Here is a 24,617-nt window from a genome sequence, read left to right on the forward strand (position 1 = left end):
GGTAAAACCTGGAGATTGAGAGGGAGGTAGGCCCCTTGCTAGATGTAAATAACTTTGAGTATATGAAAATCGGACTCGCTTCGCCGGAAAAAATTCGCTCTTGGTCCTATGGCGAAGTGAAAAAACCAGAAACGATTAACTATCGTACACTCAAGCCTGAAAAAGACGGGTTGTTCTGCGAGCGCATTTTTGGACCAACGAAAGACTGGGAATGCCATTGTGGAAAATATAAGCGCGTACGTTATAAAGGTGTTGTTTGCGATCGTTGTGGTGTAGAAGTTACTCGAGCGAAAGTTCGCCGTGAGCGTATGGGCCATATTGAACTGGCTGCCCCTGTTTCGCATATATGGTATTTTAAAGGGATTCCGAGCCGCATGGGACTTGTCCTAGACATGTCCCCGCGAGCTTTGGAAGAGGTAATTTATTTTGCCTCATATGTTGTTACAGATCCCGGAGATACACCGCTTGAGAAAAAGCAGCTTCTTTCCGAGAAGGAGTATCGTGCCTATCGTGAAAAATACGGAAGCTCATTCCAAGCATCAATGGGAGCAGAAGCCATTAAAAAGCTTTTACAGGATATTGATCTTGAAAAAGAAGTAGAAACATTAAAAGAAGAGCTAAAAACAGCGCAAGGACAACGGCGCGCTCGGGCGATTAAACGCTTAGAAGTGTTGGAAGCCTTCCGTAATTCCGGAAATGATCCAGCATGGATGGTGCTTGACGTACTTCCGGTTATTCCGCCTGAATTGCGCCCAATGGTTCAATTAGACGGTGGCCGTTTTGCGACTTCAGACTTAAATGATTTATATCGCCGTGTCATTAACCGGAACAATCGCTTGAAGCGTTTATTAGATCTGGGTGCGCCAAGCATCATTGTGCAAAACGAAAAAAGGATGCTTCAAGAAGCGGTGGATGCGTTAATTGACAATGGACGCCGTGGCCGTCCGGTAACAGGGCCAGGGAACCGTCCGCTTAAATCTTTATCGCATATGCTAAAAGGTAAACAAGGGCGTTTCCGCCAAAACTTACTTGGTAAACGCGTGGACTATTCTGGCCGCTCTGTAATCGTCGTCGGCCCGAACTTAAAAATGTATCAATGCGGTTTGCCAAAAGAAATGGCGCTGGAGCTCTTCAAGCCATTTGTTATGAAAGAGCTGGTTGAGCGTGGTTTGGCTCATAATATTAAAAGCGCGAAACGGAAAATCGAGCGTGTGCACCCGGAAGTTTGGGATGTATTGGAGTCTGTCATTAAAGAACATCCAGTGCTTTTAAACCGTGCTCCAACTTTGCATAGACTTGGAATTCAAGCGTTTGAACCAACGCTTGTTGAAGGACGGGCAATTCGTCTGCATCCGCTTGTATGTACAGCCTATAATGCGGACTTTGACGGAGACCAAATGGCTGTACACGTTCCGTTATCAGCAGAAGCACAAGCGGAAGCGCGTTTGCTTATGCTGGCGGCCCAGAACATTTTGAATCCGAAAGATGGAAAACCAGTTGTTACTCCTTCACAGGATATGGTGTTAGGAAACTATTACTTGACGATGGAACGCGAGGGTGCGGTCGGTGAAGGAATGATCTTCAAAGATACAGATGAGGCGTTGCTCGCTTACCATAGCGGCTACGTGCATTTGCACACTCGAATTGCCATCCATGCGGGTTCGTTGAAAAATGAAACGTTCACAGAAGAGCAAAATCAGAAGTTGCTCATTACAACCGTCGGGAAGTTGATCTTTAACGAAATTCTGCCGAAGTCTTTCCCGTATATTAACGAGCCGACGCAGGAAAATATTGAAGAAAGAACGCCGGATAAATACTTCCTTGATAAAGGTGTAAACGTAAAAGAAGAAATCCGCAAGCGCGAGCTTGTGCCTCCATTTAAAAAGAAAATACTTGGTAATATTATTGCTGAAGTATTTAAACGGTTCAAAATCACGGAAACATCTAAAATGTTAGACCGGATGAAGGATCTTGGATTTAAGTATTCGACAAAAGCTGGTATCACTATTGGTGTAGCCGATATCGTCGTATTGCCGGAAAAGCAAGAAATCCTTCAAGAAGCGCAAACGAAAGTAGATACAGTGTTAAAGCAATTTAGACGCGGTTTAATTACAGATGAAGAGCGTTATGAACGTGTCATTTCCGTGTGGAGCGCTGCGAAAGATAAAATTCAAAGCAAGCTGATGGAGTCCTTAGATAAGCGTAACCCGATCTTTATGATGAGTGATTCTGGAGCGCGTGGTAACGCCTCTAACTTTACACAGCTTGCAGGTATGCGCGGATTGATGGCGAACCCGGCGGGACGCATTATCGAATTGCCGATCAAATCATCCTTCCGTGAAGGTTTAACAGTATTGGAATACTTTATTTCCACACATGGTGCGCGTAAAGGACTTGCTGATACAGCATTAAAAACAGCGGACTCTGGTTATTTAACGCGCCGACTTGTCGACGTTGCCCAAGATGTCATTGTTCGTGAAGATGATTGCGGTACAGACCGTGGTATGCTTGTGAAATCACTAACTGATGGAACAGAAGTGATTGTGAAGCTAGAGGAGCGTCTAGTAGGGCGCTATGCGCGGAAAACAGTGAAGCATCCAGAAACAGGAGAAATTCTAGTAAAAGAGAACGAAATGATCACAGAGGATATTGCTAACGCTATTATTAAAGCCGGTATTGATCAAGTATGGATTCGTTCTGCTTTTACATGCAACACTCGCCATGGAGTATGTAAAAAATGTTATGGCCGCAACCTTGCTACTGGTGCAGAAGTAGAAGTAGGAGAAGCAGTTGGTATTATCGCTGCCCAATCCATCGGTGAACCTGGTACACAGCTAACGATGCGTACATTCCACACAGGTGGGGTAGCAGGAGACGATATTACACAAGGTTTGCCTCGGGTTCAGGAGCTATTCGAAGCGCGTAATCCGAAGGGGCAAGCGGTCATCTCTGAAATTGACGGTGTCGTTGTTGCTATTAATGAAACGAGAGACCGTCAACAAGAAATCGTCGTAAAAGGCGAGGTTGAGACACGAACATATACGGCTCCATACAACGCAAGATTAAAAGTTCAAGAAGGAAAGCAAGTTGAGAGAGGTCAAGAGTTGACAGAAGGATCGATTGATCCGAAGGAGCTCCTCAAAGTAAAAGACATCACGGCTGTTCAAGAGTACTTGTTGCGTGAAGTGCAAAAAGTATACCGGATGCAAGGGGTAGAAATTAGCGATAAGCATATTGAAGTGATGGTGCGTCAAATGCTTCGCAAAGTTCGAGTCATTGACGCTGGAGACACAGATGTACTTCCAGGCACCTTGCTTGATGTTCATCAATTTACAGATGCGAATATGCAGGTTCTGCTTGAAGGAAAACGTCCAGCTACGGCTCGCCCAGTGCTTCTTGGTATTACAAAAGCGTCACTCGAAACAGATTCGTTCTTATCGGCTGCTTCATTCCAAGAAACGACGCGTGTGTTAACGGATGCAGCTATCAAAGGTAAGCGCGATGAATTGCTTGGCTTAAAAGAAAATGTGATCATCGGTAAGCTTGTGCCAGCCGGAACGGGAATGGCGCGTTATCGAAAAATCAAGCCTGCTGTTAAACAGCATCAAGATGAACAGGTAACAACCAAGTAAATCATGATTCATGGAGTTACCGGCAGGTAAGACCTGCCGGTAACAAATTCATCAAATAAGAGTTGACAATGTCATGTAGAACATGTTAATGTAATAAAGGTGTTCCGAAAACCTGTTGCTTTGGAGGATATGGCATATGTCTTATGAAAAAGTATTACAGGCTCAACAAGTGTTAGTGGGAACAAAGCAAACAATGCGCGTCCTAAAAGAAGGAATCGTACAGGAAGTAGTGGTTGCCGAGGATGCTGATCCAGCCATTACCACTAAAATTATGGAAGCAGCAAACAAAGCAGGCGTCCCTGTAACAAAGGTAGATTCGATGAAGAAGCTTGGAGAAGCGTGTAAAATCCAAGTAAGGGCCGCAGCTGTTGCGATTATTCGTTAAAACTGTTTTTGTGGATTTTCTACAAAAACTTTGTTTTTGCATAAATAATGAGCCACCTGGATGTGTGGACTTGAACTTATGTGTGAAGGGAGGATTTTTATTATGCCTACAATTAACCAATTAGTACGCAAAGGCCGTACGAAAAAAGTTGTGAAATCTAAATCCCCTGCTTTAAATAAAGGGTATAACAGCTTCAAAAAAGTACAAACGAACGTTGCTTCTCCGCAAAAACGCGGTGTATGTACACGTGTAGGTACAATGACGCCGAAGAAGCCAAACTCAGCGCTTCGTAAATATGCCCGTGTGCGTTTATCAAACGGAATCGAGGTAACAGCATACATTCCGGGTATCGGTCACAACCTACAAGAGCACAGTGTTGTATTAATTCGCGGTGGTCGTGTTAAAGACTTGCCGGGTGTGCGCTATCACATCGTTCGTGGTGCATTAGATACTGCAGGTGTGGCTAACCGTATGCAAGGCCGTTCTAAATACGGTGCTAAAAAACCAAAAGCTGCTAAAAAATAATAGATGATGACAATTGAAAAAATAGGATTTTTTTCTTGAAAGGAGGAAAAACTATGCCACGTAAAGGTTCGGTTGCGAAAAGAGATGTACTACCAGATCCAATTTACAATTCGAAACTCGTAACACGCCTCATCAACAAAATCATGATTGATGGTAAAAAAGGAAAGGCGCAAAAAATTCTTTACACATCGTTCGACATTATTCGTGAACGCACTGGCAAAGATCCGATGGAAGTATTTGAACAAGCATTAAAAAATGTAATGCCTGTTCTTGAGGTGCGTGCACGTCGCGTTGGTGGTGCGAACTACCAAGTTCCAGTAGAGGTTCGTCCTGACCGCCGCACAACATTAGGTCTTCGTTGGTTAGTAAACTACGCTCGTCTTCGTGGTGAGAAAACGATGGAAGAGCGTTTAGCAAACGAAATTTTAGATGCTGCAAACAATACAGGAGCATCTGTGAAAAAACGCGAAGATACTCACAAAATGGCAGAGGCAAACAGAGCATTTGCTCACTATCGCTGGTAATCGTATTGCCTTAATGAAACGATGGATCTTTTATGTCCAATGAGGAAAATAGGTGAAGACGATCAGGTGTTGACCTTGTTCGTATACTCACCTATCTTCCTATATTTGCAACTATTTATTAAATTAAGATACTTAACTTATCAAGGAAGGAGAAAAAACCAAGATGGCAAGAGAGTTCTCCTTAGAAAACACTCGCAATATTGGTATCATGGCTCATATCGATGCCGGTAAAACGACAACAACGGAACGTATCCTTTTCTATACAGGTCGCGTTCATAAAATCGGTGAAGTGCATGAAGGCGCTGCTACGATGGACTGGATGGAACAAGAGCAAGAGCGCGGGATTACCATCACGTCTGCGGCGACAACAGCTCAATGGAAAGGTCATCGTATTAACATTATCGACACACCAGGACACGTAGATTTCACAGTGGAAGTTGAACGTTCTTTACGCGTTTTAGACGGAGCAGTAGCAGTACTTGATGCGCAATCTGGGGTAGAGCCTCAGACTGAAACGGTATGGCGTCAGGCGACTACATACGGTGTTCCTCGTATTGTATTCGTTAACAAAATGGACAAAATCGGCGCTGATTTCTTATATTCTGTTAAAACACTTCATGACCGTTTGCAAGCGAATGCTCATCCGGTCCAATTGCCGATTGGCGCTGAAGATCAATTCAATGGCATTATTGATCTTGTTGAAATGTGCGCTTATCATTACCACGATGAATTAGGTAAAAACATTGAGCGCATTGAAATTCCAGAAGATTACCGCGATGTAGCAGAAGAATATCGCGGGAAATTGATTGAAGCAGTAGCGGAGCTTGATGAAGAATTAATGATGAAATATTTAGAAGGAGAAGAGGTTACAACAGAGGAATTAAAGGCAGCAATCCGTAAAGCCACTATTTCTGTTGAATTCTTCCCAGTATTCTGCGGCTCTGCTTTCAAAAACAAAGGTGTTCAGTTAATGCTAGATGGAGTCGTAGATTACCTACCTGCTCCAGTGGACATCCCGCCAATTAAAGGGGTTGTTCCAGATACAGAAGAAGAGACAGTGCGTGAATCTCGCGATGATGCTCCATTTGCAGCATTAGCGTTTAAAATTATGACAGACCCTTACGTTGGTAAGTTGACGTTCTTCCGCGTATATTCTGGTGCATTAGATTCCGGTTCATACGTATTGAACTCGACAAAACGTAAACGTGAACGTATCGGTCGTATTCTACAAATGCATGCGAACCACCGCCAAGAAATTTCTACAGTATATGCGGGTGATATCGCTGCAGCAGTAGGTTTAAAAGATACAACGACTGGAGATACTCTGTGCGATGAAAAAGATCCTGTTATTTTGGAATCGATGACATTCCCAGAGCCAGTTATTCAAATTGCGATTGAACCAAAATCAAAAGCAGACCAAGACAAAATGAGCACAGCGTTGCAAAAGCTTCAAGAAGAAGACCCAACATTCCGCGCGTGGACAGACCAAGAAACAGGTCAGACCATTATTGCGGGTATGGGTGAGCTTCACCTTGATATCATTGTTGACCGTATGCGTCGGGAGTTCAAAGTAGAAGCGAATGTAGGTGCTCCACAAGTTGCATACCGCGAAACATTCCGCAAGTCTGCTCAAGTAGAAGGTAAATTCGTACGTCAGTCTGGTGGTCGCGGTCAATACGGTCACGTTTGGATTGAATTTACGCCAAACGAAGAAGGAAAAGGCTTTGAATTTGAAAATGCGATTGTCGGTGGGGTTGTTCCAAGAGAGTATATCCCGGCAATTCAAGCGGGTCTTGAAGACGCAATGCAAAATGGTGTTCTCGCTGGATATCCAGTTGTTGATATCAAAGCGAAACTATTCGATGGTTCTTACCACGATGTAGACTCAAGTGAAATGGCATTCAAAATTGCTGCTTCTCTTGCATTGAAAAACGCAGCAACAAAATGTGACCCAGTATTACTTGAGCCAATTATGAAAGTAGAAGTTGTCATTCCAGAAGAATACCTTGGTGACATTATGGGTGACATCACTTCTCGCCGCGGACGCGTAGAAGGCATGGAGGCTCGCGGTAACGCGCAAGTGGTACACGCGATGGTTCCATTATCCGAAATGTTCGGATATGCAACTTCATTGCGTTCTAATACGCAAGGACGCGGAGTATTCTCCATGGTATTTGATCACTATGAAGAAGTTCCAAAGAGCATTGCTGAGGAAATCATCAAAAAAAATAAAGGCGAATAATTGATTTTCTAGCATTGTTCAAGTATAAATACTTATGTAAGACTTGGGAGCAGACATGCTTGCATGTTTGCTTCCAAGCATTCAATATACTTAAAAATTAAAATGAAAATTATTATTTAAGGAGGATATCTATAATGGCTAAAGCGAAATTTGAACGCTCTAAACCACACGTTAACATTGGTACAATTGGCCACGTTGACCATGGTAAAACAACTTTAACAGCTGCAATCACAACTGTTCTTGCGAAACAAGGTAAAGCAGAAGCTCGTGCATACGATCAAATCGACGCTGCTCCAGAAGAGCGTGAGCGCGGTATCACAATCTCAACTGCACACGTTGAGTACGAAACTGACAACCGCCACTATGCACACGTTGACTGCCCAGGACACGCTGACTACGTGAAAAACATGATCACTGGTGCGGCACAAATGGACGGCGCGATCCTTGTAGTATCTGCTGCTGACGGTCCAATGCCACAAACTCGTGAGCACATTCTTCTTTCTCGCCAAGTAGGCGTACCATACATCGTAGTATTCTTAAACAAATGCGATATGGTAGACGACGAGGAATTATTAGAACTTGTTGAAATGGAAGTTCGTGACCTATTGTCTGAATACGAATTCCCTGGCGATGAAATCCCAGTAATCAAAGGTTCTGCGTTAAAAGCTCTTGAAGGTGACGCTGAATGGGAAGCTAAAATCGTTGAGCTTATGAACGCTGTTGATGAGTATATCCCAACTCCACAACGCGACACTGATAAACCATTCATGATGCCAGTTGAGGACGTATTCTCTATCACTGGTCGTGGTACAGTTGCTACTGGTCGTGTTGAGCGCGGTATCTTAAAAGTTGGTGACGTTGTAGACATCATCGGTCTTGCTGATGAGCCAAAATCTACAACAGTTACTGGTGTAGAAATGTTCCGTAAGCTTCTTGACCAAGCAGAAGCTGGTGACAACATCGGTGCACTTCTTCGCGGTGTTGCTCGCGATGAAATCCAACGTGGTCAAGTACTTGCAAAACCAGGCACAATCACACCACACACAAAATTTAAAGCAGAAGTTTACGTATTATCTAAAGAAGAAGGTGGACGTCATACCCCATTCTTCTCTAACTACCGTCCACAATTCTACTTCCGTACAACTGACGTTACTGGTATCATCACTCTACCAGAAGGCGTAGAGATGGTTATGCCTGGCGACAACATCGAAATGACAGTAGAATTGATTGCACCTATCGCGATTGAAGAAGGTACAAAATTCTCTATCCGCGAAGGTGGACGTACAGTAGGCGCTGGCGTTGTATCTTCTATCATTGAATAATCATAGAAAGGGTTTGCTTCAAGCAAACCCTTTTTTATTGTTGAAAATCTATCTGGGCAGCGTTGTCTTCATTACTTGTCTATGACGGAAAGTTGCGTCGCCATCAAAAAGATGAAAATTGTGTTTTGCTATGTTTTGGTTCTCATAAATAATAAAAACTCGTGGTGCTAGATCTAATCGAATCACTTATTGTCTCCATGCTTGTATACATATGATGATATCTATTAAAACTCATGATCGTTTGACTGCAAAAGTAAATCATCATCCGCTCATATGAGAATCAAATCATGTCGATATGAAAGTATTTTCAACATAGACTCAAGAAATAGGGGCCTAAATCTCAATAATGAAATTCAGGCCAATAGGTTTATAAATGTCCCCATTCGTCTACAATGGATTCAGGCATTTTTGACACGCGTTGATAAGCTGTAGCGAAAATCAGTTTTACGATAAAACAATGGATGCAAAGCGAGATTTTGCTTGCATTTCATTATAGATATCTGTATAATATCTAATGTTGGTCTTTGACTGCGATGAAGTGGAAGGTTGCTGACACACCCGGCCGCTTTGCCATGGCGAGTGTGAGGAAATTTCCACGGAGAATGTCTATTTTTAAAATAGGCGAAGAAGGAGGGAAAATAATGGCAAAAGAAAAAATTCGTATCCGTTTAAAAGCTTACGATCATCGAATCCTTGATCAATCTGCTGAGAAAATCGTAGAGACAGCAAAACGTTCAGGTGCAAAAGTATCTGGGCCGATTCCATTACCAACAGAAAGAACTGTTTATACGATTTTACGTGCTGTTCACAAGTATAAAGACTCTCGTGAACAATTTGAAATGCGTACACATAAACGTTTGATCGATATCGTAAACCCAACTCCACAAACTGTGGATTCATTAATGCGTTTGGACTTACCATCCGGTGTCGATATTGAAATCAAGCTTTAATTGTAAAAACGAATTTATAGGAGGTGTGACAAATGACCAAAGGAATCTTAGGGAGAAAAATTGGTATGACGCAGGTATTCGCAGAAAACGGCGATCTAATTCCGGTAACGGTAATTGAAGCGACTCCTAACGTTGTTCTTCAAAAGAAAACAGTTGAAAATGATGGCTATGAAGCAATCCAATTAGGTTTTGAAGATAAACGCGAAAAGTTAGCCAACAAACCGGAAAAAGGTCATGTAGCCAAAGCGAACACTGCACCTAAGCGCTTCATCCGTGAAATCCGCGGTGCTAACGCAGCGGAATACGAAGTTGGTCAGGAAGTCAAAGTTGATATTTTCGCTGAGGGCGATATGATCGATGTAACAGGAGTTTCAAAAGGTAAAGGATTCCAAGGTGCAATTAAGCGCCATGGCCAATCTCGTGGACCTATGGCTCACGGTTCTCGCTATCATCGCCGTCCTGGTTCAATGGGTCCTATTGCGCCAAACCGCGTATTTAAATCGAAAGAATTGCCAGGTCGCATGGGCGGAGAGCGTGTTACAGTTCAAAACTTGAAAATTGTAAAAGTAGATGTAGAACGTAATCTGCTTCTTGTTAAAGGAAATGTACCTGGTCCAAATAAAGGACTTGTTGTGATCAAAAGTGCGGTTAAAGCAAAAGTGAAATAACTTTCTTAAGAAAGGAGGAATTATCCAATGCCAAAAGTAGCATTGTACAACCAAAACGGAGCAACTGTTGGAGAAATTGAATTAAACGATTCCGTATTTGGTATTGAGCCAAATAAACATGTGTTATTTGAAGCAGTGATTATGCAACGTGCTTCTTTGCGTCAAGGAACGCACAAAACGAAAAATCGCGCTGAAGTAAGCGGCGGTGGCCGTAAACCATGGCGCCAAAAAGGTACTGGACGTGCTCGTCAAGGTTCGATCCGCTCTCCACAATGGCGTGGCGGCGGTACTGTGTTTGGTCCAGTTCCACGCAGTTACAGCTACAAGCTTCCAAAGAAAGTTCGTCGTTTAGCTATTAAATCTGCTTTGTCTTCAAAAGTTCTTGAAAATAACATTGTTGTATTAGACAACTTAGCTTTAGAAGCACCAAAAACAAAAGAAATGGTGAAAATTTTAAGCAATCTTTCTGCAGACCGCAAAGCGTTAATCGTAACAGCGGACATCAATGAAAATATCATGCTATCGGCACGCAACATTCCTGGAGTAACAGTGGTTGCTGCTAACGGAATCAACGTGCTTGATGTGTTAAACCACGATAAGCTTGTGATTACAAAAGCAGCCGTGGAAAAAGTAGAGGAGGTGCTTGCATAATGAAAGATCCTCGCGATATTATTAAGCGCCCCGTTATCACTGAAAACTCAATGAATTTAGTGGCTGAGAAAAAATATACATTCGAAGTGGATGTAAAAGCAAACAAAACAGAAGTAAAAGATGCTGTCGAAGCAATTTTTGGCGTAAAGGTTGCGAAAGTCAACATCATGAACTACAAAGGAAAGTTCAAACGAGTTGGCCGTTATAGCGGGCTTACAAACCGCCGTCGCAAAGCGATTGTGACATTAACACCAGACAGCAAAGAGATCGAATTGTTCGAAGTATAAGTTTAACAGAGAAGGAGGGAAACCGACATGGCGATTAAAAAATACAAACCAACGTCCAACGGTCGCCGTGGCATGACAGTTCTTGATTTCTCAGAAATCACAACTGACAAGCCAGAGAAATCATTGCTTGCGCCTTTAAAGAAAAAAGGTGGTCGTAACAACCAAGGTAAGTTGACAGTTCGTCACCAAGGTGGCGGTCATAAGCGTCAATATCGTATCATCGATTTCAAACGCGACAAAGATGGCATTCCAGGACGCGTTGCTACAATCGAGTACGATCCAAACCGTTCAGCGAACATTGCGTTGATTCACTATGTAGATGGTGAAAAACGTTATATTATCGCTCCTAAAAACTTAGAAGTAGGCATGGAAATCATGTCTGGTCCAGAAGCGGACATCAAAGTAGGGAATGCACTACCGCTTGCGAATATCCCTGTTGGTACTTTAGTACACAACATTGAATTGAAACCAGGAAAAGGTGGACAGCTTGTTCGTTCTGCTGGTACATCTGCACAAGTGCTTGGTAAAGAAGGCAAGTATGTTCTTGTTCGTTTAGCTTCTGGTGAAGTTCGCATGATTTTAGGTGCTTGCCGTGCGACAATTGGTCAAGTAGGTAACGAACAACATGAGCTTGTCAATGTTGGTAAAGCAGGACGTGCTCGTTGGTTAGGCATCCGTCCAACTGTTCGCGGTTCCGTTATGAACCCTGTTGATCACCCACATGGTGGTGGTGAAGGTAAAGCACCAATCGGACGCAAGTCGCCAATGACTCCATGGGGTAAACCAACTCTTGGATTCAAAACTCGTAAAAAGAAAAATAAATCCGATAAATTTATTGTACGTCGTCGTAAAAAATAACGGGGTTGAACTACGGTTCTTAAGAACCGTAGAACAATCACGAAGGGAGGTTTATTTATGGGTCGCAGCCTAAAAAAAGGTCCTTTTTGTGATGATCATTTAATGAAAAAAGTTGAAAAGTTAAATGAGACTGGACAAAAACAAGTAATTAAAACATGGTCTCGTCGTTCGACGATTTTCCCACAATTCATCGGTCACACAATCGCGGTATATGATGGACGCAAACATGTACCTGTGTACATTACAGAGGATATGGTAGGACACAAGCTTGGTGAATTCGCACCAACGCGCACATACAAAGGTCATGCTGGCGATGATAAGAAAACAAAACGTTAATGAGAGGAGGCTCATTTATGCAAGCTAAAGCTGTTGCTAGAACAGTTCGTATTGCTCCTCGTAAAGCTCGTTTAGTGATTGATTTGATTCGAGGAAAGCAAGTAGGTGAAGCAGTAGCGATTCTTCGTCATACTCCTAAAGCTGCTTCTCCAATTATTGAGAAAGTATTGAAATCTGCTGTAGCGAATGCAGAGCATAACTATGATATGGATGTTAACAATTTAGTCGTAACAGAGGCATATGTGGATGAAGGTCCAACATTGAAACGCTTCCGTCCTCGCGCAATGGGTCGTGCGAGCGCGATCAACAAACGCACAAGCCATATTACGATCGTTGTTTCAGAAAAGAAGGAGGGATAATCAGTGGGTCAAAAGGTGAATCCAGTCGGTCTTCGCATCGGTATTATCCGTGATTGGGAATCAAGATGGTATGCTGAAAAAGATTATGCGGATCTTTTGCATGAAGACCTTAAAGTGCGTGAGTACATCACGAAACGTTTAAGCGATGCGGCTGTTTCTAAAGTAGAAATCGAACGTGCGGCTAACCGTATCAACATTACGATCCATACTGCTAAACCAGGCATGGTTATCGGTAAAGGCGGCACAGAAGTCGAAGCGCTTCGCAAAGCTCTTAACCAACTAACGGGGAAACGTGTTCATATCAACATTTTAGAAATCAAAAAACCGGATTTAGATGCGAAATTAGTAGCTGAAAATATTGCGCGTCAAATTGAAAACCGCGTATCGTTCCGTCGTGCACAAAAACAAGCGATTCAACGCACAATGCGTGCTGGTGCAAAAGGAATTAAAACAATGGTATCTGGTCGCTTAGGCGGTGCCGATATCGCTCGTTCTGAACACTACAGTGAAGGAACAGTTCCACTCCACACTCTTCGTGCTGACATTGACTATGCAACAGCAGAAGCGGATACAACATATGGAAAAATCGGTGTGAAAGTATGGATTTATCGTGGAGAGGTCCTTCCTGCGAAAAAGAAAACTGAGGAAGGAGGAAATTAATTATGTTAATGCCAAAACGCGTGAAATTCCGTCGTGAACATCGTGGACGCATGAGAGGCCGCGCAAAAGGCGGTACAGAAGTGCATTTCGGTGAATATGGATTACAAGCATTAGAATCTGCTTGGATTACGAACCGTCAAATCGAGGCTGCTCGTCGTGCGATGACTCGTTATATGAGACGTGGCGGTAAAGTTTGGATCAAAATTTTCCCTTCAAAGCCTTATACAGCAAAACCTTTAGAAGTGCGCATGGGTTCCGGTAAAGGGGCGCCTGAAGGTTGGGTAGCGGTTGTAAAACCTGGTAAAGTAATGTTCGAAATTGCGGGTGTTTCTGAAGAAGTAGCACGCGAAGCATTGCGTTTAGCTTCTCATAAACTTCCGATTAAGTGTAAGTTTGTAAAACGTGAAGAAATTGGTGGTGAATCTAATGAAAGCTAAAGAAATCCGTGACCTTACCACTGCCGAGATTGAACAAAAAATTAAATCTTTAAAAGAAGAATTATTCAACCTTCGCTTCCAATTAGCGACAGGCCAATTAGAAAACACAGCTCGCATTCGCGAAGTGCGTAAATCTATTGCCCGCATGAAAACGATCGTTCGCGAGAGAGAGATTGCTGCTAATAAATAAACGCTTGAGAGGAGGTTCGCGACATGAGTGAACGCAATCAACGTAAAGTATACATTGGCCGCGTTGTGTCTGACAAAATGGACAAAACGGTGACGGTTCTTGTAGAAACATACAAAAAACATCCGCTTTATGGAAAGCGTGTTAAATACTCCAAAAAATATAAAGCGCATGACGAAAACAACGTAGCAAAAGTTGGCGATATCGTAAAAATCATGGAAACTCGTCCGCTTTCTGCAACAAAGCGTTTCCGTCTTGTAGAAGTAGTGGAAAAAGCGATTATTCTTTAATGATGTTCGGATGATTGATATAATTCCGAAGGGAGGTTTCGTAAATGATTCAACAAGAAACTCGTATGAAGGTTGCAGATAACTCTGGTGCGCGTGAAGTGCTTGTCATTAAAGTGTTAGGTGGTTCCGGTCGTCGCTATGCGAACATCGGCGATGTTGTTGTAGTGACTGTTAAGGACGCAACACCAGGTGGCGTTGTTAAAAAAGGTCAAGTTGTAAAAGCTGTTGTGGTTCGTACAAAACGTGGTGTGCGTCGCGCAGACGGCTCTTACATTCGCTTTGACGAAAACGCATGCGTGATCATCCGTGACGACAAAAGCCCACGCGGAACTCGTATTTTCGGCCCAGTTGCGCGTGAATTACGTGAAAAAGATTTTATGAAAATCGTTTCTCTAGCTCCAGAAGTGATTTAATGAATAGGAAAAGCCTTTCAAGGAGGTGCGAACTACGATGCATGTAAAAAAAGGTGATAAAGTACAAGTAATCTCTGGTAAAGATAAAGGAAAGCAAGGGGTTGTACTTGCAGCGTTCCCTAAGAAAAACCGAGTGCTTGTAGAAGGAGTAAACATCGTTAAAAAACACGCAAAACCATCTCAAGTAAACCCTCAAGGCGGTATTATTAGCAAAGAGGCACCAATTCACGTTTCAAACGTAATGCCTTTAGATCCTAAAACAGGAACTCCAACTCGCGTAGGCTATAAATTAGTAGATGGAAAAAAAGTACGTTACGCGAAAAAATCTGGTGAAATTTTAGATAAATAATCGTGATGTGAGAAAGGAGGTACTTACATGAACCGCCTAAAAGAAAAATATGTAAAAGAAGTTATTCCTGCTCTTATGAGCAAGTTTAACTATAAATCTGTAATGCAAGTTCCAAAAATCGAAAAAATCGTCATCAACATGGGTGTTGGTGATGCGGTGCAAAACGCGAAAGCATTGGACAATGCTGTTGAAGAGCTAGCATTAATTTCTGGTCAAAAACCAGTTGTCACTCGTGCGAAAAAATCAATCGCTGGTTTCCGTCTTCGTGAAGGTATGCCAATCGGAGCGAAAGTCACATTACGCGGAGAGCGCATGTATGAGTTTTTTGATAAATTAATCTCTGTTTCTCTTCCACGTGTTCGCGACTTCCGCGGCGTATCAAAAAAATCATTCGACGGCCGCGGTAACTATACATTAGGGATCAAAGAACAGCTAATTTTCCCTGAAATTGACTACGATAAAGTCAACAAAGTTCGTGGTATGGACATTGTGATCGTTACAACAGCAAACACTGATGAGGAAGCTCATGAGTTGTTAACATTGCTTGGTATGCCGTTCCAAAAATAATGAATCCCATTTATAAAAAGAGGGAGGCGAAAATGTGGCTAAGAAATCAATGATCGCGAAACAAAAACGCGCACCAAAGTTTAAAGTTCAGGCGTACACTCGCTGCGAACGCTGCGGACGTCCACACTCCGTTTATCGCAAGTTTAAACTTTGCCGTATTTGTTTCCGTGAATTAGCATATAAAGGTCAAATTCCTGGTGTGAAAAAAGCAAGCTGGTAATCAACCCGTGAATTGGGAAGGAGGTAAAACATAATGGTGATGACAGATCCAATTGCAGATATGCTTACTCGCATTCGTAATGCGAACATGGTGCGTCACGAAAAACTTGAAGTCCCTGCTTCGAAAATGAAGAAAGAAATCGCAGAAATCTTAAAACGTGAAGGCTTCATTCGTGATGTCGAATACATCGAAGATAACAAACAAGGTGTTCTCCGTATTTTCTTAAAATACGGTCCAAATAATGAGCGCGTTATTACTGGTCTTAAACGCATCAGCAAGCCTGGTTTGCGCGTTTATGCCAAAGCTAATGAAGTGCCTCGTGTATTGAACGGTTTAGGTATCGCTATTATTTCTACGTCTCAAGGAATTTTAACAGATAAAGAAGCGCGTCAAAAAGGAACTGGCGGCGAAGTGTTAGCATACATCTGGTAATCAGTCTTTTTAAGAATGGAGGTGTCAAGTTATGTCACGTGTTGGTAAAAAACCAATCGAAATTCCTGCAGGTGTAACAGTAACAGTTAACGGCAGCACCGTTACAGTAAAAGGACCGAAAGGCGAATTGACTCGTGCTTTCCATCCTGATATGACAATCACAGTGGAAGACAATATTCTCACAGTTTCTCGTCCAAGTGATGCAAAAGAGCATCGCACTCTTCACGGTACAACACGCAGCTTATTGGCGAACATGGTGGAAGGAGTTTCAAAAGGATACGAGAAAGGCCTTGAATTAGTAGGGGTCGGTTATCGTGCATCAAAACAAGGCAAAAAGCTCGTTCTTAGTGTCGGGTACTCTCATCCTGTTGAAATTGAGCCAGAAGAGGGTCTTGAAATTGAGGTTCCTTCACAAACAAAAATTGTTGTTAAAGGTGCGGACAAACAACGTGTTGGTGAATTAGCAGCAAACATTCGTGCGGTACGCTCTCCAGAACCATACAAAGGAAAAGGTATTCGTTACGAAGGCGAAGTTGTACGTCGTAAAGAAGGTAAAACAGGTAAGAAATAATGCTGCTTAGGTAAATGAAAGGAGTGACGGAAATGATCACTAAGCTTGATAAAAACGCGGTTCGCAAAAAAAGACATGCTCGCGTTCGGAGAAAATTATTTGGAACTGCTGAACGTCCACGCTTAAATGTGTTCCGTTCCAACAAGCACATTTATGCACAAATTATTGATGATGTCAAAGCTGTAACCATTGTTAGTGCTTCTACACTTGATAAAGAGTTCAACTTAGACGCAACTGGAAATGTAGATGCAGCACAAAAAGTGGGCGAATTAGTTGCAAAACGCGCATTAGAAAAAGGAATTAAAAGCGTAGTATTTGACCGCGGTGGATACTTATATCATGGCCGTGTAAAAGCACTTGCTGACGCTGCTCGCGAAGCTGGGTTAGAATTCTAATTATAAAGGAGGGACAGAGATGCGTCGCATTGATCCAAATAAACTTGAACTTGAAGAACGCGTAGTTGCCGTTAACCGTGTAGCAAAAGTAGTAAAAGGTGGACGTCGATTCCGTTTCGCTGCTCTTGTTGTTGTTGGTGACAAGAACGGTCATGTCGGATTTGGAACTGGAAAGGCTCAAGAGGTTCCAGATGCGATTCGCAAAGCGATTGAAGATGCTAAGAAAAACTTGATTACAGTGCCGATCGTTGGTACAACCATTCCTCATGAAGTAGTCGGCCACTTTGGTGCGGGTGAAATCATCTTAAAGCCGGCTTCTGAAGGTACAGGAGTTATCGCAGGTGGTCCAGCTCGTGCAGTACTTGAATTAGCAGGAGTAAGTGACATTCTATCTAAATCCATCGGTTCTAACACGCCTGTCAACATGGTGCGCGCGACAATCGACGGCTTAAAACAATTGAAACGCGCAGAAGATGTAGCAAAATTGCGTGGTAAAACAGTTGAGGAACTGTTAGGATAAGGAGGGAAATACAAATGGCGAAAAAATTAGCGATTACCCTCACTCGCAGCGTGATTGGTCGTCCTGAAGATCAACGTGTCACTGTAAAAACTTTAGGTTTGCGAAAATTGCATCAAACAGTTGTTCATAACGATAATCCAGCGATTCGCGGAATGATTAATAAAGTATCGCATCTTGTGAAAGTACAAGAGCTAGAACAATAATTAGTATAAGGAGGTGCCTCGCGATGAAACTTCATGAATTACAACCAGCACCAGGCTCCCGCAAAGAACGTAACCGTGTGGGTCGTGGTATCGGTTCTGGTAACGGTAAAACGTCTGGTAAAGGTCACAAAGGACAGAATGCTCGTTCAGGTGGCGGTGTAAGACTTGGTTTTGAAGGTGGTCAAACTCCTTTATTCCGTCGTCTTCCAAAACGCGGCTTTACAAACATCAATCGAAAAGAATATGCGATCGTAAATCTTGATACGCTCAACCGCTTTGAAGATGGCACAGAAGTAACACCTGAGCTTCTTTTAGAAACAGGTGTAATCAGCAAGCTGAAAGCTGGTTTGAAAATTTTAGGAAATGGTCAAATTGAGAAAAAATTAACAGTGAAAGCACATAAATTCTCCTCTGCTGCAAAAGAAGCGATTGAAGCTGCTGGCGGTAAAACTGAGGTGATTTAATGTTTCGAACAATCTCCAACTTTATGCGCGTGGGTGACATAAGAAAGAAAATTCTGTTCACCCTCCTTATGCTCATTGTGTTCCGGATTGGGACGTTTATTCCTGTTCCAAGCGTGAACGCTGATGTATTGAAAATGCAAGACCAGTTAAATGTGTTCGGCGTTCTCAATACATTTGGGGGAGGGGCTTTAAAAAACTTCTCCATTTTTGCTATGGGGGTTATGCCTTACATTACAGCATCCATCATCGTACAGCTGCTACAGATGGATGTTGTTCCTAAATTTACGGAATGGTCCAAACAAGGAGAGGTTGGACGACGTAAATTAGCTCAGTTTACCCGCTACTTTACGATTGTGCTTGGCTTCATCGAAGCATTCGGTATGTCATACGGCTTTAACAATATGACAAATGGCATGTTAATTAAAAATCCTGGAGTGCCGACATATTTGCTTATCGCGCTTGTATTAACTGCGGGTACATCGTTTTTAATGTGGTTAGGAGAACAAATTACAGCAAAGGGAGTAGGAAACGGAATCTCCATTATCATCTTTGCGGGTATCGTTTCGGGAATCCCTTCTACTCTTAACCAAATTTACGCCCAGCAGTTTGAAAACGCTGGTGATCAGCTATTTTTAAGAATTGTAACGGTGCTTCTTATCGCTTTAGCTGTGATTGCCATCATTGTTGGAGTCATCTACGTTCAACAAGCGTTTAGAAAGATTCCAATTCAGTATGCAAAGCGATTGGAGGGACGCAGTCCGGTAGGCGGTCACTCTACTCATTTGCCGTTAAAAGTAAATCCGGCAGGGGTTATTCCTGTTATTTTTGCGGTGTCGTTTATTGTTGCACCACCGACAATTGCATCGTTTTTCGGCTCGAATGATGTAACATTGTGGATCAAGAAAACGTTTGATTATACACAGCCAGTTGGTATGATTATATATGTGGCATTAATTATTGCCTTTACGTACTTCTATGCCTTTGTTCAAGTGAACCCGGAGCAAATGGCGGACAATCTGAAAAAACAAGGTGGATATATTCCAGGCATTCGCCCAGGAAGAAACACTCAAGAATACGTAACCAAAGTTCTTTATCGTCTCACATTTGTTGGTTCAATATTTTTAGCAGTAATCGCTGTTCTTCCTGTATTTTTTGTCAAGGTTGCTAATTTGCCAGATTCTGCTCGAATCGGTGGAACGAGCTTGCTGATTGTGATTGGAGTTGCGCTTGAAACCATGAAGCAGCTTGAAAGTCAATTAGTTAAACGACATTACAAAGGTTTCATTAAGTAAAGAGGTTTGCGGGGGAGTTCATTCCCTCTACCTCACTAGAGTTGAGGGGGAACTATGATGAACTTAGTTTTAATGGGATTGCCAGGTGCCGGAAAAGGGACACAGGCAGAAAAAATTGTGGAGAAATATGAGATTCCTCATATTTCAACTGGAGACATGTTTCGAGCAGCTATTAAAGAAAGAACAGCATTAGGATTACAAGCTAAAGAATACATGGATCGTGGCGATCTTGTACCAGACGAAGTAACAATCGGCATCGTTCGTGAACGCTTAAGCAAAGACGATTGCCAAAGAGGATTTTTGCTTGATGGGTTCCCACGAACAGTAGCTCAAGCGGAAGCATTAGAAAGCATGCTAACGGAGCTTGGCCGTTCGATTGATTCCGTTATTAATATTCAAGTAGATAAAGAAATTTTAATGGAACGTTTGACAGGAAGACGCATTTGCAAAGACTGCGGTGCCACATACCATTTAGTATTCAATCCACCTGCCCAATCAGGAGTTTGTGATAAGTGTGGTGGAGAGCTTTACCAGCGTGCAGATGACAATGCCGAAACGGTTGCGAACCGTTTGGAAGTCAATATGAAGCAAGCACAGCCGTTGCTTGATTTTTATCAGTCTAAAGGGTATTTGCACAACATTAACGGACAACAGGAAATTGAACAGGTTTTTGCGGATATTTGTGAATTGCTTGGGGGCTTAAAGTAATGATCATTTGCAAAACCCCTCGTGAAATCGAAGTGATGCGTGAAGCTGGGCGAATCGTAGCTCTTACTCACCAAGAATTGCAAAAACATATTCAGCCTGGAATCACTACTAAAGAGCTTGATCAAATCGCTGAAAAAGTCATTCGCCAGCATGGAGCCACTCCTTCTTTTAAAGGATACAACGGATTCCCGGGCAGCATTTGCGCTTCAGTGAATGAAGAGCTGGTGCACGGCATCCCTGGTAACCGCGTTTTAGAAGAGGGCGATATCATTAGCATTGATATCGGTGCTCAATATAATGGCTACCATGCTGATTCAGCTTGGACGTATCCAGTCGGCCCAATTGCTGACGAAACGAAAAAGCTTCTAGAAGTGACGGAACAATCTTTATATATAGGTTTAAAGGAAGCGAAGCCAGGAGTCCGCTTATCCAATATTTCTCATGCTATTCAAACATATGTAGAAGCACACCATTTTTCAATTGTCCGCGAGTATGTCGGGCATGGAATTGGTCAAAACTTACATGAAGACCCGCAAATTCCACATTATGGTCCGCCAAATAAAGGGCCACGGCTGAAGCCAGGCATGGTATTGTGCATTGAACCGATGGTGAATGCGGGGAGCCGTTATGTAAGAACGCTTGAAGATGATTGGACAGTTGTAACAGTAGACGGAAAAATGTGCGCTCATTTTGAGCATACAATCGCCATTACAGAGACCGGCTATGAGATTTTAACTACCCTCTAATCGAAGGTGAAATCATTGCATACAGGCTCACCATGCCAAATCGGACAAATTGTGTTGATTACACATGGTCGTGAAGCAGGGCAATATGCTGTCGTTGTTGGAATCGTTGATGAGCGGTTTGTTCTGCTTGCTGATGGAAGCAAGCGGAAGTTTGACTTCCCGAAAAAGAAGAATGTCCAGCATATAAAGTTGCTAGACATTATTTCCCCGGAAGTTAAAAACAGCATCCTTGAAACTGGTCGTGTGACAAACGGTAAATTGCGTTATGCATTAATGAAATATGTTACTGATTCGAAGAAGGGAGAGCCGATCCATGGCGAAGGACGATGTAATTGAAGTGGAAGGAACAGTTGTTGAGACATTGCCTAATGCAATGTTTAAGGTGGAGCTTGAAAATGGCCACACAGTGTTAGCACATGTTTCTGGTAAAATTCGCATGCATTTCATTCGTATTTTACCTGGAGATAAAGTTACGGTAGAATTATCTCCATACGATTTAACTCGTGGCAGAATTACGTACCGTTATAAATAATCAGTACTCCGCATGAACAAGGAGGTAAAAAATCATGAAGGTCAGACCATCAGTGAAACCAATCTGCGAAAAATGTAAAGTCATTCGCAGACGTGGAAAAGTTATGGTAATTTGCGAAAACCCAAAACACAAACAAAAACAAGGGTAATTTTTAAGGAGGTGTAAAAATTATGGCACGTATTGCAGGTGTAGATATTCCTCGTGAGAAACGTGTAGTTATTTCTTTAACATACATTTACGGTATCGGTAAACCAACTGCACAAAAAATTCTAGCAGAAGCAGGTGTTTCTGAAGATACTCGCGTTCGCGATTTAACAGAAGAAGAATTAGGGAAAATCCGTGAAATTGTTGACCGCTTAAAAGTAGAAGGAGATCTTCGTCGTGAAGTATCTTTAAATATTAAACGTCTGATGGAAATTGGCTGCTACCGTGGCCTTCGTCATCGCCGCGGCTTGCCAGTTCGCGGTCAAAATACGAAAAACAATGCTCGCACACGTAAAGGTCCGCGCCGCACAGTAGCGAATAAGAAAAAATAATTAGGCAAAGGAGGTACATGAACGAATGGCACGTAAAACAAATACACGCAAACGCCGCGTGAAAAAAAATATTGAATCAGGTATTGCTCATATTCGTTCTACATTTAACAATACAATCGTGACAATTACTGATGTCCATGGCAATGCAATCTCTTGGTCAAGTGCTGGTGCATTAGGGTTCAAAGGTTCTCGTAAGTCTACTCCATTTGCGGCACAAATGGCTGCAGAAGCAGCTGCGAAAGCTTCGATGGAGCATGGTATGAAAACTATTGAGGTAAACGTAAAAGGTCCTGGCGCTGGTCGTGAGGCTGCCATCCGTGCACTTCAAGCTGCTGGATTGGAAATTACAGCAATTAAAGATGTTACTCCTGTTCCACATAATGGATGCCGTCCGCCAAAACGTCGCCGTGTTTAATTTCTCTGTATAGATTTTGTATCCTCTTGTCAATAATGGGATATGATATCGTTTTCTAGCAGAGAAGCTTTACTCATTTAATGCGCACATTCGGGAACTGATTCATGGGGGAATTTCGATTAGACGCATATCGTTTGGTCGGGGTTTCGACGTTTTGAAGGAGGGTATGTATAGATCATGATCGAAATCGAAAAGCCAAAAATCGAGACGGTTGAAATCAGCGAAGATGCCAAGTATGGCAAATTCGTCGTTGAACCACTTGAGCGTGGATATGGTACAACTTTGGGTAACTCCTTACGTCGTATCCTATTATCCTCACTCCCTGGTGCCGCTGTGACATCTATTCAAATAGATGGTGTACTGCATGAGTTTTCAACAATTGAAGGCGTCGTAGAAGATGTGACAGCAATGATCTTAAACATTAAAAAACTTGCGTTGAAAATTTACTCTGAAGAAGAAAAGACGCTTGAAATTGATGTACAGGGTGAAGGAGTTGTCACGGCTGCGGATATTACTCACGACAGCGATGTTGAGATACTAAATCCGGATCTTCATATTGCTACGCTGGCCGAAGGCGGTCATCTTCGCATGAGAATGACGGCAAGACGCGGGCGTGGGTATACTCCAGCTGATGCGAATAAACGCGAGGATCAGCCAATAGGTGTTATCCCTATCGATTCGATTTATACACCGGTATCGCGCGTATCTTATCAAGTAGAAAACACTCGTGTTGGGCAAGTGACCAATTATGATAAGTTAACGCTGGATGTATGGACAGATGGAAGCATTGGTCCGAAAGAAGCCGTTGCTCTTGGCGCTAAAATTTTGACAGAGCACTTAAATATTTTCGTCGGTCTTACAGATGAAGCACAAAATGCAGAAATCATGGTTGAAAAAGAAGAAGACCAAAAGGAAAAAGTGCTTGAAATGACAATCGAGGAACTCGATTTGTCCGTTCGTTCCTATAACTGCTTGAAGCGTGCAGGAATCAACACTGTTCAAGAGCTCGCACAGAAAACAGAAGAAGATATGATGAAAGTGCGCAACCTAGGACGGAAATCCCTTGAGGAAGTCAAAGCAAAGCTTGAGGAGCTAGGGTTAGGGTTGCGTAAAGATGACTAGTTAACATTTGATTAACTAGGCATTTTCATGTTACAAGTTATTCAAAAAAGGAGGGACATCTCTCATGTCATACAGAAAATTAGGACGCACAAGCGCTCAACGTAAAGCGTTACTTCGTGACTTAGCTACGGATTTAATTATTAATGAGCGCATTGAAACGACAGAAGCTCGTGCAAAAGAATTGCGCTCTGTAGTAGAAAAAATGATTACTTTAGGAAAACGCGGCGATCTACATGCTCGTCGTCAAGCAGCTGCATTTATCCGCCCAGAGGTAGCAAACACAGAAACTGGTCAGGATGCGATTCAAAAATTATTTAGCGATATCGCTCCTCGCTACCAAGAGCGTCAAGGCGGCTACACTCGCATCATGAAACTTGGACCACGTCGTGGCGACGGCGCTCCAATGGTTGTTATTGAACTCGTTTAATACGATTCGGTTGACTAACAAGGGCGAGACAGTTTATTTTGAACTGGATCTATGCCCTTTTTTTATTTCCCTTTTGAATATGTGATGTAGTAGAGTAAAGAGTAGAGATAGATATTCCGTGGTGTTAGATCCAATCGCTCCATTGGTTAGCCTTGGGTTCTATGACTTGGAACGAACGGTATGTGTAAAAATTGATGATTGGGAGACAAGGAGATGACTGGTCTCGGTCACGCTTTGGTGCCGACCCATAAGCCTCTTTACAGACAACCTATTTGTGAGGAAGCGGTGTCGTTCCGTCACGCAACCGCCGAAGCAATCGGGTCATCACCAGCTCACACAGGGACAAATGGTAAAGCCTTCATATACGCGTAATGCTCAACAAGCGCCACGGT

Annotated in this window: 37 protein-coding genes; all 37 read left to right on the top strand. The window is 42.7% G+C overall.

The features are described from left to right. Positions 1-35: 35 nt before the first annotated feature. The 37 genes from rpoC (at position 36) to rplQ (ending at position 24,225) form a co-directional block, all read left to right on the top strand. Positions 36-3,632, top strand: coding sequence for a DNA-directed RNA polymerase subunit beta' (gene rpoC, locus AT864_RS14755; RefSeq protein ID WP_044744070.1), 3,597 nt, complete (start codon positions 36-38; stop codon positions 3,630-3,632). 136 nt (positions 3,633-3,768) lie between these two features. Beyond that, on the top strand, positions 3,769-4,017 hold the full coding sequence (locus AT864_RS14760; protein WP_066150221.1) for a 50S ribosomal protein L7ae-like protein: 249 nt from the start codon (positions 3,769-3,771) through the stop codon (positions 4,015-4,017). Between the two features lie 102 nt (positions 4,018-4,119). Then, positions 4,120-4,542: a 30S ribosomal protein S12 gene (gene rpsL / locus AT864_RS14765; protein WP_044744068.1), complete on the top strand. Its 423-nt coding sequence runs from the start codon at positions 4,120-4,122 to the stop codon at positions 4,540-4,542. 53 nt (positions 4,543-4,595) lie between these two features. After that, positions 4,596-5,066, top strand: a complete 471-nt coding sequence (gene rpsG / locus AT864_RS14770; protein ID WP_044744067.1) for a 30S ribosomal protein S7 — start codon at positions 4,596-4,598, stop codon at positions 5,064-5,066. 163 nt (positions 5,067-5,229) lie between these two features. After that, positions 5,230-7,308 carry an elongation factor G gene (gene fusA, locus AT864_RS14775; RefSeq protein WP_044744066.1) on the top strand — a complete coding sequence of 693 codons (2,079 nt, stop codon included), beginning with the start codon at positions 5,230-5,232 and terminating at the stop codon, positions 7,306-7,308. A 134-nt stretch (positions 7,309-7,442) separates the two neighbouring features. Then, positions 7,443-8,630: an elongation factor Tu gene (gene tuf, locus AT864_RS14780; RefSeq protein ID WP_066150224.1), complete on the top strand. Its 1,188-nt coding sequence runs from the start codon at positions 7,443-7,445 to the stop codon at positions 8,628-8,630. Positions 8,631-9,271: 641 nt separating this feature from the next. Continuing rightward, entirely contained in the window at positions 9,272-9,580 is a 309-nt protein-coding gene (rpsJ, locus tag AT864_RS14785; protein ID WP_003247558.1) for a 30S ribosomal protein S10, read from the top strand. A gap of 32 nt (positions 9,581-9,612) precedes the next feature. Further along, the gene (gene rplC / locus AT864_RS14790; RefSeq protein WP_066150227.1) at positions 9,613-10,248 is read left to right on the top strand and encodes a 50S ribosomal protein L3; all 636 of its coding nucleotides are present in this window, start codon (positions 9,613-9,615) and stop codon (positions 10,246-10,248) included. A 27-nt stretch (positions 10,249-10,275) separates the two neighbouring features. Continuing rightward, positions 10,276-10,899, top strand: coding sequence for a 50S ribosomal protein L4 (gene rplD, locus AT864_RS14795; protein ID WP_044744063.1), 624 nt, complete (start codon positions 10,276-10,278; stop codon positions 10,897-10,899). Next, positions 10,899-11,186, top strand: a complete 288-nt coding sequence (gene rplW / locus AT864_RS14800) for a 50S ribosomal protein L23 (RefSeq protein WP_044744062.1) — start codon at positions 10,899-10,901, stop codon at positions 11,184-11,186. Before rplD ends, rplW begins: the two co-directional genes overlap by 1 nt. A gap of 27 nt (positions 11,187-11,213) precedes the next feature. Next, entirely contained in the window at positions 11,214-12,044 is an 831-nt protein-coding gene (gene rplB / locus AT864_RS14805) for a 50S ribosomal protein L2 (protein WP_044744061.1), read from the top strand. 57 nt (positions 12,045-12,101) lie between these two features. Then, a complete protein-coding gene (rpsS, locus tag AT864_RS14810; RefSeq protein WP_044744060.1) occupies positions 12,102-12,380 on the top strand; it encodes a 30S ribosomal protein S19 in 279 nt (92 codons plus the stop codon). A 17-nt stretch (positions 12,381-12,397) separates the two neighbouring features. Next, entirely contained in the window at positions 12,398-12,739 is a 342-nt protein-coding gene (gene rplV / locus AT864_RS14815; protein WP_044744059.1) for a 50S ribosomal protein L22, read from the top strand. Positions 12,740-12,742: 3 nt separating this feature from the next. Beyond that, complete coding sequence (gene rpsC / locus AT864_RS14820; protein ID WP_044744058.1) at positions 12,743-13,399, top strand: 30S ribosomal protein S3; 657 nt, start codon at positions 12,743-12,745, stop codon at positions 13,397-13,399. Between the two features lie 2 nt (positions 13,400-13,401). Beyond that, on the top strand, positions 13,402-13,836 hold the full coding sequence (gene rplP / locus AT864_RS14825; protein ID WP_044744057.1) for a 50S ribosomal protein L16: 435 nt from the start codon (positions 13,402-13,404) through the stop codon (positions 13,834-13,836). Next, complete coding sequence (gene rpmC, locus AT864_RS14830; RefSeq protein WP_044744056.1) at positions 13,826-14,026, top strand: 50S ribosomal protein L29; 201 nt, start codon at positions 13,826-13,828, stop codon at positions 14,024-14,026. Before rplP ends, rpmC begins: the two co-directional genes overlap by 11 nt. A gap of 23 nt (positions 14,027-14,049) precedes the next feature. Then, positions 14,050-14,313 (top strand): 30S ribosomal protein S17, encoded by a 264-nt coding sequence (gene rpsQ, locus AT864_RS14835; protein ID WP_044744055.1) that lies wholly within the window; start codon positions 14,050-14,052, stop codon positions 14,311-14,313. 44 nt (positions 14,314-14,357) lie between these two features. Next, positions 14,358-14,726: a 50S ribosomal protein L14 gene (gene rplN, locus AT864_RS14840; protein ID WP_044744054.1), complete on the top strand. Its 369-nt coding sequence runs from the start codon at positions 14,358-14,360 to the stop codon at positions 14,724-14,726. A 37-nt stretch (positions 14,727-14,763) separates the two neighbouring features. Next, complete coding sequence (rplX, locus tag AT864_RS14845; protein ID WP_044744053.1) at positions 14,764-15,075, top strand: 50S ribosomal protein L24; 312 nt, start codon at positions 14,764-14,766, stop codon at positions 15,073-15,075. 27 nt (positions 15,076-15,102) lie between these two features. Continuing rightward, entirely contained in the window at positions 15,103-15,642 is a 540-nt protein-coding gene (rplE, locus tag AT864_RS14850) for a 50S ribosomal protein L5 (protein ID WP_066150230.1), read from the top strand. 34 nt (positions 15,643-15,676) lie between these two features. After that, positions 15,677-15,862 carry a type Z 30S ribosomal protein S14 gene (locus AT864_RS14855; RefSeq protein WP_066150233.1) on the top strand — a complete coding sequence of 62 codons (186 nt, stop codon included), beginning with the start codon at positions 15,677-15,679 and terminating at the stop codon, positions 15,860-15,862. A gap of 33 nt (positions 15,863-15,895) precedes the next feature. Beyond that, positions 15,896-16,294, top strand: coding sequence for a 30S ribosomal protein S8 (rpsH, locus tag AT864_RS14860; RefSeq protein ID WP_044744051.1), 399 nt, complete (start codon positions 15,896-15,898; stop codon positions 16,292-16,294). A gap of 31 nt (positions 16,295-16,325) precedes the next feature. Then, positions 16,326-16,865: a 50S ribosomal protein L6 gene (gene rplF, locus AT864_RS14865; protein ID WP_044744050.1), complete on the top strand. Its 540-nt coding sequence runs from the start codon at positions 16,326-16,328 to the stop codon at positions 16,863-16,865. A gap of 32 nt (positions 16,866-16,897) precedes the next feature. Next, a complete protein-coding gene (gene rplR, locus AT864_RS14870) occupies positions 16,898-17,260 on the top strand; it encodes a 50S ribosomal protein L18 (RefSeq protein WP_044744049.1) in 363 nt (120 codons plus the stop codon). 19 nt (positions 17,261-17,279) lie between these two features. Further along, positions 17,280-17,780, top strand: coding sequence for a 30S ribosomal protein S5 (rpsE, locus tag AT864_RS14875; RefSeq protein ID WP_044744048.1), 501 nt, complete (start codon positions 17,280-17,282; stop codon positions 17,778-17,780). Positions 17,781-17,794: 14 nt separating this feature from the next. Then, positions 17,795-17,983, top strand: a complete 189-nt coding sequence (gene rpmD, locus AT864_RS14880; protein WP_044744047.1) for a 50S ribosomal protein L30 — start codon at positions 17,795-17,797, stop codon at positions 17,981-17,983. Positions 17,984-18,006: 23 nt separating this feature from the next. After that, entirely contained in the window at positions 18,007-18,447 is a 441-nt protein-coding gene (gene rplO / locus AT864_RS14885; RefSeq protein WP_044744046.1) for a 50S ribosomal protein L15, read from the top strand. After that, positions 18,447-19,739 (top strand): preprotein translocase subunit SecY, encoded by a 1,293-nt coding sequence (gene secY, locus AT864_RS14890; protein ID WP_066150236.1) that lies wholly within the window; start codon positions 18,447-18,449, stop codon positions 19,737-19,739. The genes rplO and secY overlap by 1 nt, the downstream gene beginning before the upstream one ends. A 57-nt stretch (positions 19,740-19,796) precedes the next feature. Next, a complete protein-coding gene (locus tag AT864_RS14895) occupies positions 19,797-20,447 on the top strand; it encodes an adenylate kinase (RefSeq protein ID WP_066150238.1) in 651 nt (216 codons plus the stop codon). Further along, positions 20,447-21,193 (top strand): type I methionyl aminopeptidase, encoded by a 747-nt coding sequence (map, locus tag AT864_RS14900; protein WP_044744043.1) that lies wholly within the window; start codon positions 20,447-20,449, stop codon positions 21,191-21,193. Before AT864_RS14895 ends, map begins: the two co-directional genes overlap by 1 nt. 15 nt (positions 21,194-21,208) lie before the next feature. Next, positions 21,209-21,529, top strand: coding sequence for a KOW domain-containing RNA-binding protein (locus AT864_RS14905; protein WP_066150243.1), 321 nt, complete (start codon positions 21,209-21,211; stop codon positions 21,527-21,529). Continuing rightward, on the top strand, positions 21,507-21,725 hold the full coding sequence (infA, locus tag AT864_RS14910; protein WP_003178377.1) for a translation initiation factor IF-1: 219 nt from the start codon (positions 21,507-21,509) through the stop codon (positions 21,723-21,725). The genes AT864_RS14905 and infA overlap by 23 nt, the downstream gene beginning before the upstream one ends. A 34-nt stretch (positions 21,726-21,759) precedes the next feature. Further along, a complete protein-coding gene (gene rpmJ, locus AT864_RS14915) occupies positions 21,760-21,873 on the top strand; it encodes a 50S ribosomal protein L36 (protein ID WP_000868344.1) in 114 nt (37 codons plus the stop codon). 22 nt (positions 21,874-21,895) lie between these two features. Further along, a complete protein-coding gene (gene rpsM, locus AT864_RS14920) occupies positions 21,896-22,261 on the top strand; it encodes a 30S ribosomal protein S13 (protein WP_027410257.1) in 366 nt (121 codons plus the stop codon). A 25-nt stretch (positions 22,262-22,286) separates the two neighbouring features. Continuing rightward, positions 22,287-22,676, top strand: coding sequence for a 30S ribosomal protein S11 (rpsK, locus tag AT864_RS14925; RefSeq protein ID WP_066150249.1), 390 nt, complete (start codon positions 22,287-22,289; stop codon positions 22,674-22,676). Between the two features lie 177 nt (positions 22,677-22,853). Then, complete coding sequence (locus AT864_RS14930; protein ID WP_066150252.1) at positions 22,854-23,798, top strand: DNA-directed RNA polymerase subunit alpha; 945 nt, start codon at positions 22,854-22,856, stop codon at positions 23,796-23,798. Between the two features lie 64 nt (positions 23,799-23,862). Beyond that, positions 23,863-24,225 carry a 50S ribosomal protein L17 gene (rplQ, locus tag AT864_RS14935; protein ID WP_027410616.1) on the top strand — a complete coding sequence of 121 codons (363 nt, stop codon included), beginning with the start codon at positions 23,863-23,865 and terminating at the stop codon, positions 24,223-24,225. Positions 24,226-24,617 lie beyond the last annotated feature (392 nt).

Origin of the sequence: Anoxybacillus sp. P3H1B (assembly GCF_001560855.1) — a bacterium.
GTDB classification, from domain to species: domain Bacteria; phylum Bacillota; class Bacilli; order Bacillales; family Anoxybacillaceae; genus Anoxybacteroides; species Anoxybacteroides rupiense.